Raw genomic sequence first — 14,634 nt, forward strand, 5'->3', positions numbered from 1 at the left:
TGCCTAATCAATGGGGCCGCGACCACGGCGGTTATCCGCCGTGCGAAATCTGACGGCTTCTGGCGCAGAACTCGGCAGTCACCTTGCAGATGTCGCCTGAAGAAACGCGACGACATCGTTGAGGATGGGCGCCTGCCATTGCAGAAGCGTGGACAGCGCCGTGGCTGTGGTTGTATGGCCGAGCCCCTGATAGATCTTCAGCGAGATCGATCGCGCACCCGCCTTTCTGAGCTCTAGGGCAAGGCGCTCGCTGTTGCGGGGGAGCACCGTTGTGTCGGCGGATCCTGTCACCAGAAGGACCGGCGGGGCGTCGCGCCTTGCAAAGTTGATCGGCTGCGTCTGGGCGAGTTCGCGCGCGTTTCCAAACGCCGCCTTCGTCACGTCGATATCGAGCGGCAGAAAGTCGTAGGGGCCGGAGAGGCCTACGGTGGAGCGGATATCGCCGGCACGCATTCCCACGGCAGCAAGATAACGCCGGTCCAGCGTCAGCATCATCGCGTTGTAGGCGCCCGCCGAATGCCCCATCAGGTGGATTGCCTTCGGGGAGCCACCGAAGCGGGCTATGTTATCTCGGACGAAACGCAGCGCCAGCGCTCCATCCTCGATGAAGACCGGGAAGTGCACCTCAGGCACCAGCCGATAATCCGCGATCACCGTGACGAAGCCGCGCGCGGAAAGCGCTTCGCCGACGAAGGCATAGGTTTCCTTCGCGCCATTGGCCCATGAGCCGCCATAGATGAAGAAGACCACCGGCTTCCGCGCGCTGCCGCCACCCGAAGGCACGTAGATATCCATCCGTTGCCGGGGATGAGGACCATAGGCCACATCGCGAGCCCCCTCGGTCAGGCCGCCGGGGCGCAGGGCTGCGCATGCAGGAAGGGCCAGTCCGGCCAGCAGAGGCAGGATCGCGCGTCGGACAATTCGGATCGTCATCGTAGCCTGGGGCCGGAGAAGCGTCGCAATCTATACGCCTTAAGCGCTGCGGTGGATCAGCGCCGCGGCCGCGCGATATCGACGGCGATACTGAACCGAGCCGGCCCGCCGCACGTATCTCCTCGCAGAATCCTGGAGATCGCCATGCGCTTCGTCGCCGGTTACATCGCCTTCATCGTCGCCTTCGGCATCTGCGACGCCATCTGGCTGGGCACGATGACGGCAAGGCTCTATCGGCCCGCGCTCGGCGATCTCATCGTCGAGCAGGTGCGCTACTGGCCGGCGGCGCTGTTCTATTTCGGTTTCCCGCTCGGGGTCGTCTATTTCGCATTGATGCCCGCGCTGCGTGACGGCAACGCGGGCGCCGCATTGCTCAATGGCGCGCTCATCGGTCTGCTCGCCTATGCGACCTACGATCTGACGAACTACGCCACGCTGCGTCCCTGGACGCTGACGATCACGCTCGTCGATCTCGTCTACGGCACGGTCGTCGTCGGATTGTGCACATGGATCGCCTATGGCGTCGTCCGCCGGGCGGCCGACTGGGGCTGGTTCTAGCCCCAGTCGGCCAATCCGTCAGTTCGCGCGCAACCTGTAGTGATGAACGCCCCAGGCATCGCCGCCTTCATGGCCGAACAGTCCGCTCGTGGCCAGGAAGAACAGCCGCCAGCGCCGACGCCAGAGCGACGCATCCGCACCATAGGTCTCGCGCAGGATCGGATCGATCTTCGCGAGGTTGCGATCGAAATTCGCCAGCCAGTCCTCTGCCGTCGCGCGATAGTGCTCGCCGCCCCAGCGCCATTCGGCCTCGACGGTGAAGAGATCGGGGAATTGGTGCACGAGCGTCGCGCTCGGCATCAGACCGCCTGTGAAGAAATGCTGCGCGATCCAGTCGCCCGTATCGGCGGTGTCGAAACGGTAGCAGCCCTGCCGATGGGCGAAGACATGGATGAAGAGCCGGCCGTCCGGCTTCAGCCAGTCACGAACCCGCCCGAGCAGCTCGCGCCAGTTCGCCATGTGTTCGAACATTTCGACGGATACGACGCGATCGAAGCGCTCCTCCGTGCCAAACTCGTTCATGTCGGCGGTGACGACGCGGAGATTGGAGAGATGACGGCGCTGCGCCTGCTCTTCGATATAGGCGCGTTGCGAAGCCGAGTTTGAGACCGATACGATCCGCGCCAGCGGATAGCGCTCCGCCATCCACAGCGAGAGCGAACCCCAGCCGCAGCCGAGTTCGAGGATGTCCTGCCCATCGGCGAGATCGGCATGCTCCGCGGCCAGCTCCAGCGCCTTGTCTTCCGCCGCGGCCAGCGTGTCGCCGGGATCAGCGTAATAGCAGCAGGAATACTTGCGCCGCGGGCCGAGCACCTGATCGAAGAAAGCGGCCGGCACCTCGTAATGCTGGGCATTCGCGACGTCGGTATGAACGGCTATCGGAAATTCCGCCATGTCGCGGGCGAAGGCCGCGGCACCGGCCGATTGCGCTGCCAGCGAGCGCGCCGTGCGCCCGACCAGCGACGCGATCACCATGCGGCTGACGGCATCGGGTACGGGCAGCCCTTCGCCCCAGGTCGAGAGCCTCTGCATGATCGTCATGGCGTCGCTCCTTTCGGCGGCAGCGGGATCAGGGCGCTGGTCCGGCGCTGGTAGTCGCGATAGGCATCGCCGTGCTTGGCGAGCATGTGCTCTTCCAGCGGGGGTATGCCGGAGATGCGGGTGAGCAGCAGCGTGATGCAGGCCGGTGCCAGCAAGGCAAGCCAGCCCCAGGGGTAGCCGGTCGCGAGCGCGATCACGGGATAGGAGCACCAGAGCAGGCACTCGAAGAAGTAGTTCGGGTGCCGCGACCAGCGCCACAGGCCAGAGTCGCAGACGCCGCCAGCTCCCGAGCGTGCGAAGGTCCGCAATTGCCCATCGGCGATGGCGCCTCCCGCAAGGCCGGCGGCGAACACGGCGACACCGGTAAAATCCCGCCAACCCAGCGCTGGCGCTGGGCTATGTGCCGCGAGGACGATTCCCAATCCCAGGGGAATGCTGACCACCGCCTGCATCTGCAGCAGCCGGGCCAGTTGCTGCGGCGCAGCGCTTCCCCAGTCCCGCTTCAGCTTCGCATAGCGGGGATCTTCGGTGATGCCGGTCGTCCGTCGCGCGATATGCACGCCGAGCCGAAGCGCCCAGGCGAATGCGAGCCCGGCCACGACGAAGCGCCGTGACATTGGCCCCGCCCCGAAGGGCAGCAAAGCGCCGGCAATGCCCGTCAGGCCCAGTCCGAAAGTCCAGACCACATCGATCCAGCCGGAATTGCCGGTGCGGCGTTCGACCAGCGTCGCCAGGGCCATGAAAGCGGACATGGCCACGGCCATGAAGATAACAGCCGCGATGAAGGAGGCGATCGTCAAAACCGCACCAGCGGCTGCAGCAGCCGGCCGAGCCAGCCCTGCAACTGCACGCTCCCCGTCATCGCGACGATGCAGGTGCAGCCCTCGACGGGATCGACGCACGGCGTGTGATCGTGCTCGGTGTCCGCTTCGTCGAAATCCCCGGCCGCGTAGCGCCCGTATTCGTGTTCATAGGCACCGGCAAGGATCGTGGTCCATTCGACCCCCGTATGCTTGTGGTGCGGCAAGGCGATCCCCGGCCCGGCGCGCAGCATGAAGACGCGCGCGCCCGCACCGGGAACCTCGACGCGGCGCATGGCGATGCGGATGCCGATCGGGCGCCAGGGACCGAGGCCATAGGGGTGCAGCACCTTCGGCATCCCGGTTTCGGACATCGGGACGGCTGCAGCCGGCCCTGGCTCGGCTCGTGCTGCGGTGGCCGGAGGATTTGGGCCGGAAGCCATCGGGATGGGCTCGACCGCATCCAGCAGTGCGCCTTGTACGGCCTCGAGTTCCCGCAAGCGGCGCCGGCTCTCCTGATCCGCCTCGATATGGCAGGCGACGACCAGTGCCAAGCCTTCGTCGAGCTGCCCTGCGGCGAAGGCGGTGAGCGTCTCGTCGGATGGGCGATGCCCGATGCTCATCGCAGATCCTCCAGCCGGCCGCGCAGATGCGACAGTGCCAGGCGCAGGCGGGATTTCACCGTGCCCAACGGGATGGCGAGGCGATCGGCGACATCCTGATGACTGAAGCCTTCGATGAAAGCGAGTTCGACCACGCGGTACTGGTCGGGTGAAAGCTGGGTCATCGCGGCCCGCACGCGCGCATCGCGTTCGGCGCCGGAGAGCATCGCATCGGGTTGTTCGGGGGCTTCTTCATCCAGGATCTCGTAAACTTGCGATAGCCGCGACCGGATCTCACGTCGGGCGATGTCGATGCGCAGGTTGCGCGCGATCGTTGCGATCCAGGTCGAGGCGCTTGCCTTCGCGGGATCGAACAGGGCTGCCTTGCGCCAGACGGTCAGGAGCGTTTCCTGCGCGACCTCCTCGGCCAGCTCCGCCGGGGCGCCGCCGCGCATCAGCAACCCTTTCACGCGCGGCGCGAAATGGTCGAACAGCGCGGCGAAAGCGGCCCGGTCCCCTGAGCGCGCAATGGCCGCAATCAGTCTGTTGGGGTCGAACAAGACGATGAAACGACCTCCTTGAGCGCTGGCTCCCACCTCGCGCATGCCGTCGACAGTCAAGGCGAGAGCGGGGACCATGTATGAGATACGCGGCCGGAACCGCTCCGGATCACCGGGACGAGGCCGCCCGCCATCACTCGGCGGCCTTCCAGTTCACGTCGCGGCAGATCAGGCGCCCGACGATGCAACCGCGCGTGGCGAGCGTACCCGGCGTCACTGTGATCGTCATCGAGTAGGTCCAGTCGCGCTTGGGATCGTAGGCGTTGCCCGAGAACGTGCCGTCGGGCTGGCGGGCCAGCGTCATGACCAGCTTGTCGCCGGCTGCCTCGCCCTTGCTGGTGTCGCCGATCCAGAGATTGGTGGCGCAGATCTTGTCGCCGCAGGGCGCGATCCGCACGCGCGCATTGCCGTCGTCACGCAGCCATGTCCCGTCGAGATCGTTGGCGGCAGCGCTGTGGGCCGAAATAGCGACGAGGACGAGGACAAGCGGAAGGCGCGTCATGATGCGGTCCTTTCGGCGAATGCATCTCGTCTACGCTCCGGGAGTGCCGCCGGTTTCATCGGCGCGCGAATTTGTGTCGAGACGCCCGGCGAACAGCCATCCGATCAGGGCAGTCAGGGATGCCGCGCTCAGAAAATTAAGGCGCTGCAAGGCTGCGTATTCGTCGGGCCCGTAGAGATGTATCGGCGCCCCCAGGATGGCTGCCGGCAGCAGATAGGCGGCGAAGACCAGTGCCGCGAAGCCGAGAGCGAAGAGGCGCTCCGCGCGGCGAAACAGCATCAGCGCCAGCATAAGGCAAGGAAACAGGAAGACCTCGACCCCTGAGCCTGGGCCAAAGGCGGCCCGGCAGAGCAACGTATTGCCGATGCCGGCGGCGAGGAGCAGCGCTCGCCCGAGCACGGTATTGCACCGCATGACGGCCGGCACGGCCCCGAAGAGCGGCGTCGACAGGAAGGTGACATAGGATGGTGTGATGACGGGCGCGACCGCCCAATGGAGATAGAGCGGATAGAAGGGCTGGTTGGAGAGGATCACGAGCGCGACGGTATTCGCGATCGCCGCCCGCGGATCGGGATGCGCAGCATAGGCGCTGATCGCCGCGACCACTCGCTTCAGTCGGCTCATCGGCATCGTCACCCCTCGCGGAAAGCCCCGGCCATTCTTCGTTTACGCAGGAGGGGCTGTGGCGGGTCACTCGGCCGGGGTGCTTTTGGTCGCGCGGCAGCAAATCCAGTCCGGTCCCGGCCGCGTATACCCGTCATGACAAACGAAACAGCGACGACGGAGCGGGCTCAGGGCAAGGCGATGCGGATCGCCGTCATCGGTGCCGGCATATCCGGCCTCTCGGCGGCGTGGCTGCTTGGGCAAGCGCATGACGTCGTGCTGTTCGAGGCTGCCCCTCGCCTCGGCGGTCACGCCAACACGGTTCGCGTGGCGGGTGCCGGCGGCGAAACGGCGGTCGATACCGGCTTCATCGTCTACAACGAGGCGACCTATCCGAATTTCATCGCGCTGATGGAGCATCTTCGCGTCGCCACGCAGCCGACCGAAATGTCCTTCGCCGTATCGCTCGATGGTGGCCGGCTCGAATATAGCGGCACCAGCGTCGCCGGCCTGTTCGCCCAGCGCAGCAATCTGGTGCGCCCGCGCTTCTGGGCGATGCTGCAAGATATCACCCGCTTCTATCGGAACGCATCGAGGGACGCGCTTTCGGGTGGCGCGGCCGCCATCTCGCTCGGCGACTATCTTGCAGCCGGCGGTTACGGCGCCGCGTTCCGGGACGATCATCTCCTGCCGATGGCGGCAGCGATCTGGTCGGCCCCCTGCTCGGAGATCCTGTCCTATCCGGCCGCCGCCTTCCTGCGCTTCCATCACAATCACGGCCTGCTCCAGCTCAGCGACCGGCCGGTCTGGCGCACCGTGACCGGCGGCAGCAGCGTCTATGTGCAGAAGCTGCGCACCGCCTTTTCGGGAGAAGTGAGGCTCGGCTCGCCGGTGAGGCAGGTTCGGCGCGGAACCGACGATGTCGTTCTGACGGGCGACGGTTGGAACGAGACCTTCGACCAGGTCGTCTTCGCCTCCCATGCCGACCAGACGCTTGCCATGCTGGCCGATCCCGACCAGGCCGAGGTCGAAACGCTCGGCGCGTTCCGCTATAGCCGCAACCGCGCCGTGCTGCATGGCGATGAAGCGCTGATGCCGAAGCGACGCCGCGCTTGGGCAAGCTGGAACCATATCGGCGACCGCGCCCGGCCGGACGCCGCCTGCGCGGTCACCTACTGGATGAACCGGCTGCAAGGCTTGCCGAACGAGCCGCCTCTCTTCGTCACGCTCAACCCGCCGGACACGCTGCGTGCGGACACAGTCCTCCATGAGGATATCTATGATCATCCGCTCTTCGACGCGGCGGCTCTCGACGCGCAACAGCGCCTCTGGTGGCTTCAGGGCACACGTCGAAGCTGGTTTTGCGGTGCCTATGTCGGATCGGGCTTCCATGAGGACGGCCTGCAGGCCGGGCTCGCAGTGGCCGAGGAACTCGGCGGCGTTCGTCGGCCCTGGCGGGTTCGCAATGAGTCCGGGCGCATTCCAATCGGGCCGCGACTGGAGCAGGCCGCATGACCTTGCAATCTGCCCTCTATGTCGGCCGTGTCAGGCACCATCGGTTCCGGCCCCGGCCGCATGCGCTGGCCTATCGCGTGTTCTGGATGCTGCTCGATCTCGACGAGATCGATCGGGTGTCGGCGAAGCTCCGCTTCTTTTCGCGCAACCGCTTCAATCTCTACGCTTTTCGCGACGCGGATTACGGGGATCGCAGCGGGCGGCCCCTGCGGCCGCAGATCGAAGAAACCCTGGCGAAAGCCGGGATCGCGCATGATGGTGGTCCGATCCGCCTGCTGACCATGCCGCGCATTCTCGGCTACACGTTCAATCCGCTCAGCACCTATTTCTGCTGCCGCCGCGACGGCAGCCTCTGCGCCACCGTCTACGAGGTGCACAACACCTTTGGCGAGATTCATAGCTACGTGGCGCCTGCCGATAGTTCCGAAGGCGCGTTGAGGCAGGAGGCCGACAAGGTCTTCCACGTCTCGCCGTTCATGAATCTCGACATGCGCTACGCCTTCACGGTCACCCCGCCGGGAGAACGCGTCTCCGTCGCCATCGAGGGCAGCGACACGGATGGACGCCTGATCACCGCCGTATTGAGCGGCAAGCGAACGGAACTGAGTGATGTGGCCCTGTTGCGGCTGCTCGCGACGCATCCGCTGCTCACGCTGAAGATCACCGCCGCCATTCACTGGCATGCATTGCGGCTGCTGGCGAAGCGCATCCGCTGGCAGCCTCATCCCGCGCCGCCCGAGCACTCCTTCAGTCTCGGCAGAGCCGCGACAGCTCATGCGAAAGGACCTCAGCAGCCATGAGCCGGCCCGACGCGGAACAGCAATTTCGCATGCCCGAACAGGCGCTCTCCCTGCCAGGTGGTATCGGCCTGTCGCGCTGGTTCCTGCGCCGCGTGCTCTCCAGGATCGCCATCGGCCACCTGACGGTCTTCACACCGGATGGCGAGCGACTTTGCAGCGTGCCCGGCCTGCCGGGGCCGCAGGCGACGATGATCCTGAACAACTGGCGGTCGATGCGCCGCCTTTTGCTCGACGGCGATATCGGCCTGGCCGAAGCCTATCGCGACGGCGACCTCCATACGCCGGATCTCACGGCCTTGATCGAGCTCGGCGCGCGCAACGATGCGACCCTGCGCAAGCTGGTCTCGGGGGCCTGGCCGGCCCGTCTGCTCAACCGCCTGCGGCATGTCCTCAACGCCAATACGCGCCGCGGCAGCCGCCGTAACATCACGGCGCATTACGATCTCGGCAATGATTTCTACGGCCACTGGCTCGATGCCAGCATGATGTATTCCTCGGCACTCTATGAAACGCCGACCGAGACGCTAGAGGCCGCTCAGCAGCGCCGGATGGACCGGATCGTCGCCATGCTCGACCTTTCGGGCGGCGAGCATGTTCTGGAGATCGGCTGCGGCTGGGGAGCGCTGGCGGAACGGCTGGCGCGCGAGGGCTGCCGCGTGACGGCGATCACCTTGTCGCCGGCCCAGCTCGAAGCCGCACGACAGCGCGTTGCCGCCGCAGGCCTGTCCGAACGCGTCACCATCGAGCTCAAGGATTATCGCGACATCGCCGGGCTGTTCGACCGCATCGTTTCAATCGAGATGATCGAGGCGGTCGGCCGCGCCTACTGGCCGTCATACTTCGATACCTTGAACCGCTCGCTCAGGCCCGGCGGCCGTGTCGTCCTGCAGGCGATCACGATCGACGACGCGCTGTTCGAGAGCTACCAGCAGGGCAGCGATTTCATCCAGCGCTACATCTTCCCCGGAGGTAGCCTGCCATCGGTTCCAATGCTCAAGAGCAGTGCCGAGGCTGCCGCTCTCGCCGTGGTCGAGCAGCTCGACTTCGGCGGCAGCTACGCCCTGACCCTGAAGGAGTGGCGCCGGCGCTTTCTCGAAAGCTGGGCTGAGATATTGCCGTTGGGGTTCGACGAGCCGTTTCGCCGGCTCTGGGAATTCTATCTCTGCTACTGCGAAGCAGGCTTCCGCGCCCGGACGATCGACGTCAACCTGCTCGCCCTTCAAGGCCGCTGAGAGGCGCGGCGTTCCCCGCCGCACCCTTCTAGAGCATTTTCGAGTGAAGTGGATACCGGTTCGCGTCAAGAAAATGCGATAAAACAAAGGCCTAGAGCAATTTCGCGACTCAGGAAATGGCGGAATTGCTTTAGAGGCGCCGCGCAGTCAGCCCCTTGGCGACGATCGGGCCGGTCGGGCGTCCGGTTGGCGAACCGGCGGCGGGTTCCACCGTGATCTCGAAGAGCTGATCGGCCCCGAGCGGCAGGTTGTCCAAGCGCAGCGGCACGGCCCGGGCTCTGTCGATGAGGCCGACCGAGCGCGGCCCGGTGGCACGATCCCATAGCGTCCAGATTTCCAGCGCACGGCCCTGCGGCACGGCGATATCCTGAAGCGGCAGCAATTCGACGCGCCCGTCGGCGAACGTATTCACAACGGCGGCGGCGACATTGGTCTCAGTCAGCAGAACCGCGACCATCACGGGCTGACGACGCGCACGATCGAGGGCAGCGACGAGCGCGAAGGCGAGCAGGAGCGCTGCGGCAAGACTGGCCAACGCGGTCCCGCGCCAAAGCCAAAGGCTCTCCCACCATTGCGAGAGCCGCGCGCCACGCGCCGGCTGCGAAGCCGCGGCCTGGCTTGCCGCGGGAGCTTGGTCGAGGCCGCTCTCGATGCTCCGCCAGAGTCCTGTCGATGGCTCGATCGCCCGGGCGGTGGCATCGATCGGCGTCAGCCGCGCCTGCCAGCGAGCGACTGCGGCATCCAGTTTCGCGTCACCCGCCATCTGCCTCTCGAACGCCTCCTTCTCGGCGCCGTCGAGCAGGCCCAGCACATATTCTCCCGCAACAATCTCGCGATCCAGTTCCGGCGTCATCCGAGGCACTCCTTGAGTGCGATCAGCGAACGGCGGATCCATGATTTCACCGTCCCGAGCGGTATGCCGAGCTTGCCGGCGATCTCGCCATGGCTCAGCCCCTGCACGAAGGCGAGCAGCACCATCCCGCGCCGCGGAGCCGACAAGGTCTCCAGACAGCCGCGCAAGGCCTTGGCATCGGAGAGCTTCGCCATCACGGTCTCGGGATCGTCCTCCTCGCTCGCGGCCTCCTGCCCAATCGGGCTTTCATCTGTCTCCATCCGCCGCTCGTCACGCAGGATCGACAGCGTGCGGTTGCGCAGGATGGCGTAGATCCAGGTTAAGCCCGAACCGCGCTGCGGATCGAAGCGTCCCGCATGCCGCCAGATCAGGATGAAACTGTCCTGCACCGCTTCCTCCGCCAGGGCGCGGCGCTTCAGCATGCGCTGCGCCACACCGATCATACGCGGGCACTCCTGGTCGTAGATGCGCCGGAGTGCGTTTTTATCGCCCCCGGCACAGGCCGCCAGCGCCTGCTCGATGCCTGCTCCATGCGATTGCGCGGCATTGACGGCCATGCGGAATCCCTAAGCTCGGCTGCCCCGGTTGGACGGCACGACGGGAGGATACGCTGCCCGCGTCGCGATGGATGCACCCCGGCGGCTTTATTTTTTCGAGCGCATCCAATGCCTTGCCTCGGCTCTATCCGGCATGAGCGCCGCCAGCAGATATGCATGCCGCGGCGCCTGACAGAACCGGAGGACACCATGACCAAGACGATCCGTTTCGCCCTCGTCGTTTCAACGTTTCTCGGCAGCGGGATCGCCGCGCAGGCCGCCATGCTCGCGGCTCTCACCGGCGACGACACGCTCACCATGGTCGATACCGCGACCCTCAAGGCCAGCAAGCAGATGAAGGTCACCGGCCTTGCCGGCAAGATCGCTGGCATCGACGTCAGACCGGCCGACGGCATGCTCTACGCGCTCGCGGTCGACGGCGCGATCTATACGATCGACAAGACGGGCAAGGCGACGATGAAGTCGAAGATGGACACCGTGCTCCCTGCCGGCGCCCGGGCCACGGTCGATTTCAATCCGGCCGCCGACCGGCTCCGCGTGATCGGCTCCGACGGCACCAACCTGCGGGTCAATGTCGATGACGGCAAGACCACGGTCGACGGTAAGCTGAAATTCGCCGAGACCGACATGCACAAGGGCGAGGTGCCCATGATCGTAGCCGGCGCCTACACCAACTCCGTCAAGGGTACGAAGGAGACGGCGCTCTACGACATCGACGGCAAGATCGGCGGCCTGATCAAGCAGGCGCCGCCCAATGACGGCGTTCTCGGCGCGATCGGCAAGCTCGGCGTCATGCCGAAAACGATCGCCTTCGATGTCGAGACAGCGGGCGACGGGACCAACACTGGCTGGCTGCTCGCCGACGGCGCCCTGCACAAGGTTGATCTCGCCACCGGCAAGGCGACTGCGGTGGGCAAGGTTGCTGGTCTGAGCGCAGCCGCGAGGGACATCGCCGTCCTTCCGGCGATGTAGGCCCGCGCTGGATGATCAGGGCGCTCGCTATACGGCGGGCGTCTTCACCACGTCTCGCCTGGCGCTCCCATGCACCGATCAATCGCTTCAAATGTCTGCTTCCGTGGAGTGACTCAATGTCCGGTCATGGCGCTAAGCGCCGAGGTAAGCACCTTCCGCCCTCAAAGCTCTGGCTTGCCTGTCGGGAACCAGCTCTGAATGGTCTTCGGCACCATCTCCCCTCGCAGCGGCTTCGCATAAAAATAGCCCTGAGCAGAATCGCACCCTGCTTCGCGCAGGCGTGCGGCCTGTTGGGGGCTTTCGACCCCCTCCGCAGTTGTATGCATTCCCATAGCGTGACCGAGACTTACGATGGCGGCGACAATTGCAGCGTCGCTGTCGTCGCTGATCAGGTTCCGCACGAAACTCTGGTCGATCTTGATGTGGTCCACAGGGAACTGCTTCAGATGAAGAAGCGACGCAAAGCCCGTCCCGAAATCATCCAATGCGATGGAGACGCCGGCCTCGTGCAGCTTGTTCAGGATGGAGGACGCCGTCGCGGTTCTGCGCCCGAGGAAAGCCGTTTCCGTCACTTCGACTTCAAAATGCGCCGAAGGGACACGTGTATCCTCCAGGATGCGGATAATCCTGTCGGCGAGTCTCGGGTCGGAGATCTCGGCGGAAGACAGATTGACCGCGACGCGACCGCATTCGAGACCCTGATTCAGCCATGATCGAACATCGACCGCAACCTGGCGGATCATCTGCTCGCCCAGAGCAATCGAAATGGCCTGCTCGGCGAACATCGAGCCAAAATAGGCAGGCGTGAGAAGCCCTTTGGTCGGGTGGTTCCAACGCGCGAGGGCCTCGAAGCCGACGATCCGGCCTGTCACCAACGACACTTTCGGCTGGTAATAGGGAACGAACTGCTGTGCTGCGAGCCCTTCCCGGACGTCGTGTGCGATGGTCACGCGATGCTCCATCGTCTCGCGAGCGGCACTGGTATAAGCAACCGCTTGGCTGCGCCCCTGCTCCTTCGCGCGATAAAGCGCGATGTCGGCGTCCTTCATCAGTTCGACCGGATCGCGGTGATGCTCAGGGAAGGTTGCCAGCCCGATGCTGACCGTTGTGGAAAGAGCTCGTCCTTCGTGCTGGAAGGGAGCGCAGAGAGCGTCTACGATTTCCGTAGCAAGGGCAGTTGCTTCACTTCCCGCTGAAATATCGGCGAGTATGATGGCAAACTCGTCGCCCCCGAGGCGTGCCACGGTATCGCCTTCTCCGACAAAGCTTCTGAGCCGAAGGGCCGCCTCCTGAAGGAGGAGGTCTCCAACCGCATGGCCAAGCGTGTCATTGACATCCTTGAAGTCGTCGAGATCCAGCAGCAACAGCCCCACGCTGGCCCCAGAGATTCCGGCATTCGTCAGCGCCTCGTTGAGGCGAGCCTGGAAGAGCGCCCGGTTCGCCAAGCCCGTCAGAGGGTCGTGATTGGCGGTTCGCCAGATGGCTTCTTCGGCGGCCTTTCGATCTGCGATGTCGAAGGTCAGTCCGATGAGTCGATTATCGTCCTTTCGCTCGGCCCTGAGAGCAAGCCACGTTTGCGAGCCGTCAGGAGAATGGTAGCGCACTTCGGCCGCGCCACTTCCTTCCGACCTGACGGCGCTCCAGAAGGCCGTCACTATTTCTCGGTCGTCGGGATGGACCCTATTGATGAAATCGCCTGCCGGTCCCGAGGAAATGCCGAGCAGCACCATGGAATTCTCGGAGCGATCGACCCACTGCGTCTCGAGATCGAGCTCCCAAGCAGCCATCCTGCTCGCCTGCAAAGCCAGCCGCAGGCGCTCCTCGCTCACCCGAATCGCGTTCTCGGCCGCTTTTCGTGTGGTTATGTCAGTAAAGGTGCGCACCATTCCGCCGTTGGGGAGGCGGTTGGTTCGAACTTCCAGCACCGTGCCGTCTGGTCTCTGCCTATCGTAGTCCAGGATTTCTACGTGTATCCCTTCATATTTGATGGCCCGAAGGAGGTCCTCGGTGACAGTACCAAATTCACCTTGTTCCATCTGCCATCTCTTCACCGCCTCGAAAGATGGATTGGAACGCATCAGGTCGGGTGGCAGGCCAAGCAGGTCGATCGCGCGCTGATTGCACACGGCCACATAGCCGTTGGCATCGACCATCAGAATTCCTTGGTCCACATGCTCCAGGACAGCGTTCAATAGAGCACTGTCCACGGGGAAAGCTCGAGTCATGCGCTGAGTGGTCAAGCGTCGGCCTCTCGCCAAGCTAACGGTCGATCAGGGTATGGCGGCGCGCTTTCGAAATGCTGAAAGATCGAGATCGATTTGCCCGATATCCTGTGTCCAACGATGGCTTGGACAACCTTCCTTTACCCGGCTGCCCGAAGCGCCGCTTAGCCTCCCACCAAGACCTGGCAACTCTCCCGACTAGGTTGCTTAAGACCGATCTCGCGAACCTCCGAGATAGATCGTTTCCGATCGTGCCGCGACCGCGTTCAAGAGGTCCGTTTTTGGGCAGAGAGCTAGAGTCCGCGACTGGCGCATCTCCCCCGGAAGAGCGACCGGCGTTTGTGGCCCCTTGCAGACATTAGAAACGTCCGCTCTCGGGTATGTTGATTTCACCGGTCCTAGGCCTGTCCGTGGGGAAGTGGGCCTTCATTTGAGTCTGGTGTGGGTGCCGACCTCAGGAAACCAAGCTCATCCACCCATCTGCGGCACGTGAAGCGGTTTGGGGACCAGTTTGATATTGTTCTCGGCCAGCGCGATCCGTACCTTGGACAGTATCGCCTTGCGGATCTGGAACTGCCGCCCGGCCCGAGCCTTGTATTTGCCGCGGATCACCAGAGTGCCTTCCTCGAGAGCGGCAATCCCCTGGCTCTTGAACGGCTCGATGAGATCGACGTTTAGCTCCGGGTCGTCTGCGACCTCCAGCCCGATCTTCTTGAACAGTTTTCGCACCGCTTCGACATCGGTATCCAAAGCCGCCCGGAACAGCATCTTCTCGACGACCCATTCGCGACTGAAATTCTGAATCCTCCCGATCTGGCGCCTAGAATACGTGGACAAATAGCTTACGACCCACATTGGGTTATTCACACCCCAGCGGCTTGCCA

16 protein-coding genes are annotated in these 14,634 nt (G+C 64.4%); 5 read left to right on the forward strand and 11 right to left on the reverse strand.

The window, feature by feature from the left end:
- Positions 1–78 precede the first annotated feature (78 nt).
- Complete coding sequence (locus tag BLQ70_RS18955) at positions 79–933, reverse strand: alpha/beta hydrolase (RefSeq protein WP_091859843.1); 855 nt, start codon at positions 931–933, stop codon at positions 79–81.
- A gap of 144 nt (positions 934–1,077) precedes the next feature.
- Here BLQ70_RS18955 and BLQ70_RS18960 point away from each other — a divergent pair, with 144 nt between their 5' ends.
- On the forward strand, positions 1,078–1,491 hold the full coding sequence (locus BLQ70_RS18960; RefSeq protein ID WP_091859845.1) for a DUF2177 family protein: 414 nt from the start codon (positions 1,078–1,080) through the stop codon (positions 1,489–1,491).
- 18 nt (positions 1,492–1,509) lie between these two features.
- Here the strand turns inward: BLQ70_RS18960 and BLQ70_RS18965 are convergent, their stop codons facing one another.
- The 6 genes from BLQ70_RS18965 to BLQ70_RS18990 all read right to left on the reverse strand — a co-directional run bounded on the left by BLQ70_RS18965 (position 1,510) and on the right by BLQ70_RS18990 (position 5,620).
- Positions 1,510–2,532: an SAM-dependent methyltransferase gene (locus BLQ70_RS18965; RefSeq protein WP_091859849.1), complete on the reverse strand. Its 1,023-nt coding sequence runs from the start codon at positions 2,530–2,532 to the stop codon at positions 1,510–1,512.
- A complete protein-coding gene (locus BLQ70_RS18970) occupies positions 2,529–3,284 on the reverse strand; it encodes a DUF1295 domain-containing protein (protein ID WP_342028492.1) in 756 nt (251 codons plus the stop codon). The genes BLQ70_RS18965 and BLQ70_RS18970 overlap by 4 nt, the downstream gene beginning before the upstream one ends.
- A 44-nt stretch (positions 3,285–3,328) precedes the next feature.
- Positions 3,329–3,955: a ChrR family anti-sigma-E factor gene (locus BLQ70_RS18975; RefSeq protein ID WP_091859855.1), complete on the reverse strand. Its 627-nt coding sequence runs from the start codon at positions 3,953–3,955 to the stop codon at positions 3,329–3,331.
- On the reverse strand, positions 3,952–4,554 hold the full coding sequence (locus BLQ70_RS18980) for a sigma-70 family RNA polymerase sigma factor (protein WP_244512088.1): 603 nt from the start codon (positions 4,552–4,554) through the stop codon (positions 3,952–3,954). The genes BLQ70_RS18975 and BLQ70_RS18980 overlap by 4 nt, the downstream gene beginning before the upstream one ends.
- Before the next feature lie 73 nt (positions 4,555–4,627).
- Positions 4,628–4,996, reverse strand: coding sequence for a DUF2147 domain-containing protein (locus BLQ70_RS18985; protein WP_091859858.1), 369 nt, complete (start codon positions 4,994–4,996; stop codon positions 4,628–4,630).
- 30 nt (positions 4,997–5,026) lie between these two features.
- Entirely contained in the window at positions 5,027–5,620 is a 594-nt protein-coding gene (locus tag BLQ70_RS18990; protein WP_244512089.1) for a hypothetical protein, read from the reverse strand.
- Positions 5,621–5,755: 135 nt separating this feature from the next.
- Between BLQ70_RS18990 and BLQ70_RS18995 the strand changes: the two genes are divergently transcribed.
- Genes BLQ70_RS18995 through BLQ70_RS19005 form a run of 3 tightly spaced genes read left to right on the forward strand, consistent with a single transcriptional unit; the run spans position 5,756 to position 9,146 of the window.
- Positions 5,756–7,114, forward strand: a complete 1,359-nt coding sequence (locus BLQ70_RS18995; protein WP_091859864.1) for an NAD(P)/FAD-dependent oxidoreductase — start codon at positions 5,756–5,758, stop codon at positions 7,112–7,114.
- Positions 7,111–7,914, forward strand: coding sequence for a DUF1365 domain-containing protein (locus BLQ70_RS19000; protein WP_091859867.1), 804 nt, complete (start codon positions 7,111–7,113; stop codon positions 7,912–7,914). Before BLQ70_RS18995 ends, BLQ70_RS19000 begins: the two co-directional genes overlap by 4 nt.
- Positions 7,911–9,146, forward strand: a complete 1,236-nt coding sequence (locus BLQ70_RS19005; RefSeq protein ID WP_244512090.1) for an SAM-dependent methyltransferase — start codon at positions 7,911–7,913, stop codon at positions 9,144–9,146. Before BLQ70_RS19000 ends, BLQ70_RS19005 begins: the two co-directional genes overlap by 4 nt.
- 130 nt (positions 9,147–9,276) lie before the next feature.
- Here the strand turns inward: BLQ70_RS19005 and BLQ70_RS19010 are convergent, their stop codons facing one another.
- Positions 9,277–9,999, reverse strand: coding sequence for an anti-sigma factor (locus BLQ70_RS19010; protein ID WP_091859870.1), 723 nt, complete (start codon positions 9,997–9,999; stop codon positions 9,277–9,279).
- Positions 9,996–10,556 (reverse strand): sigma-70 family RNA polymerase sigma factor, encoded by a 561-nt coding sequence (locus BLQ70_RS19015; protein WP_091859873.1) that lies wholly within the window; start codon positions 10,554–10,556, stop codon positions 9,996–9,998. The genes BLQ70_RS19010 and BLQ70_RS19015 overlap by 4 nt, the downstream gene beginning before the upstream one ends.
- Before the next feature lie 189 nt (positions 10,557–10,745).
- On the opposite strand from BLQ70_RS19015, the gene BLQ70_RS19020 reads away from it, so the two are divergent.
- On the forward strand, positions 10,746–11,528 hold the full coding sequence (locus BLQ70_RS19020; protein ID WP_091859876.1) for a DUF4394 domain-containing protein: 783 nt from the start codon (positions 10,746–10,748) through the stop codon (positions 11,526–11,528).
- 161 nt (positions 11,529–11,689) lie between these two features.
- Here BLQ70_RS19020 and BLQ70_RS19025 read toward each other — a convergent pair whose 3' ends face one another.
- Both BLQ70_RS19025 and BLQ70_RS19030 read right to left on the reverse strand, forming a co-directional pair.
- A complete protein-coding gene (locus BLQ70_RS19025) occupies positions 11,690–13,768 on the reverse strand; it encodes a putative bifunctional diguanylate cyclase/phosphodiesterase (RefSeq protein ID WP_139163586.1) in 2,079 nt (692 codons plus the stop codon).
- A 450-nt stretch (positions 13,769–14,218) separates the two neighbouring features.
- Entirely contained in the window at positions 14,219–14,518 is a 300-nt protein-coding gene (locus BLQ70_RS19030) for a hypothetical protein (protein WP_244512091.1), read from the reverse strand.
- Positions 14,519–14,634 lie beyond the last annotated feature (116 nt).

Origin of the sequence: Allobosea robiniae (assembly GCF_900102525.1) — a bacterium.
In the GTDB taxonomy this organism is placed as follows: Bacteria; Pseudomonadota; Alphaproteobacteria; order Rhizobiales; family Beijerinckiaceae; genus Allobosea; species Allobosea robiniae.

Coding starts and splice junctions, on each gene's coding strand:
- BLQ70_RS18990 (WP_244512089.1), bottom strand. CDS start 5,620: ATGAGCCGACTGAAGCGAGTGGTCGCGGCGATCAGCGCCTATGCTGCG.
- BLQ70_RS18970 (WP_342028492.1), bottom strand. CDS start 3,284: ATGTCCGCTTTCATGGCCCTGGCGACGCTGGTCGAACGCCGCACCGGC.
- BLQ70_RS18955 (WP_091859843.1), bottom strand. CDS start 933: ATGACGATCCGAATTGTCCGACGCGCGATCCTGCCTCTGCTGGCCGGA.
- BLQ70_RS18960 (WP_091859845.1), top strand. CDS start 1,078: ATGCGCTTCGTCGCCGGTTACATCGCCTTCATCGTCGCCTTCGGCATC.
- BLQ70_RS19015 (WP_091859873.1), bottom strand. CDS start 10,556: ATGGCCGTCAATGCCGCGCAATCGCATGGAGCAGGCATCGAGCAGGCG.
- BLQ70_RS19000 (WP_091859867.1), top strand. CDS start 7,111: ATGACCTTGCAATCTGCCCTCTATGTCGGCCGTGTCAGGCACCATCGG.
- BLQ70_RS18965 (WP_091859849.1), bottom strand. CDS start 2,532: ATGACGATCATGCAGAGGCTCTCGACCTGGGGCGAAGGGCTGCCCGTA.
- BLQ70_RS19030 (WP_244512091.1), bottom strand. CDS start 14,518: ATGCTGTTCCGGGCGGCTTTGGATACCGATGTCGAAGCGGTGCGAAAA.
- BLQ70_RS19020 (WP_091859876.1), top strand. CDS start 10,746: ATGACCAAGACGATCCGTTTCGCCCTCGTCGTTTCAACGTTTCTCGGC.
- BLQ70_RS18995 (WP_091859864.1), top strand. CDS start 5,756: ATGACAAACGAAACAGCGACGACGGAGCGGGCTCAGGGCAAGGCGATG.
- BLQ70_RS18985 (WP_091859858.1), bottom strand. CDS start 4,996: ATGACGCGCCTTCCGCTTGTCCTCGTCCTCGTCGCTATTTCGGCCCAC.
- BLQ70_RS19010 (WP_091859870.1), bottom strand. CDS start 9,999: ATGACGCCGGAACTGGATCGCGAGATTGTTGCGGGAGAATATGTGCTG.
- BLQ70_RS18975 (WP_091859855.1), bottom strand. CDS start 3,955: ATGAGCATCGGGCATCGCCCATCCGACGAGACGCTCACCGCCTTCGCC.
- BLQ70_RS19005 (WP_244512090.1), top strand. CDS start 7,911: ATGAGCCGGCCCGACGCGGAACAGCAATTTCGCATGCCCGAACAGGCG.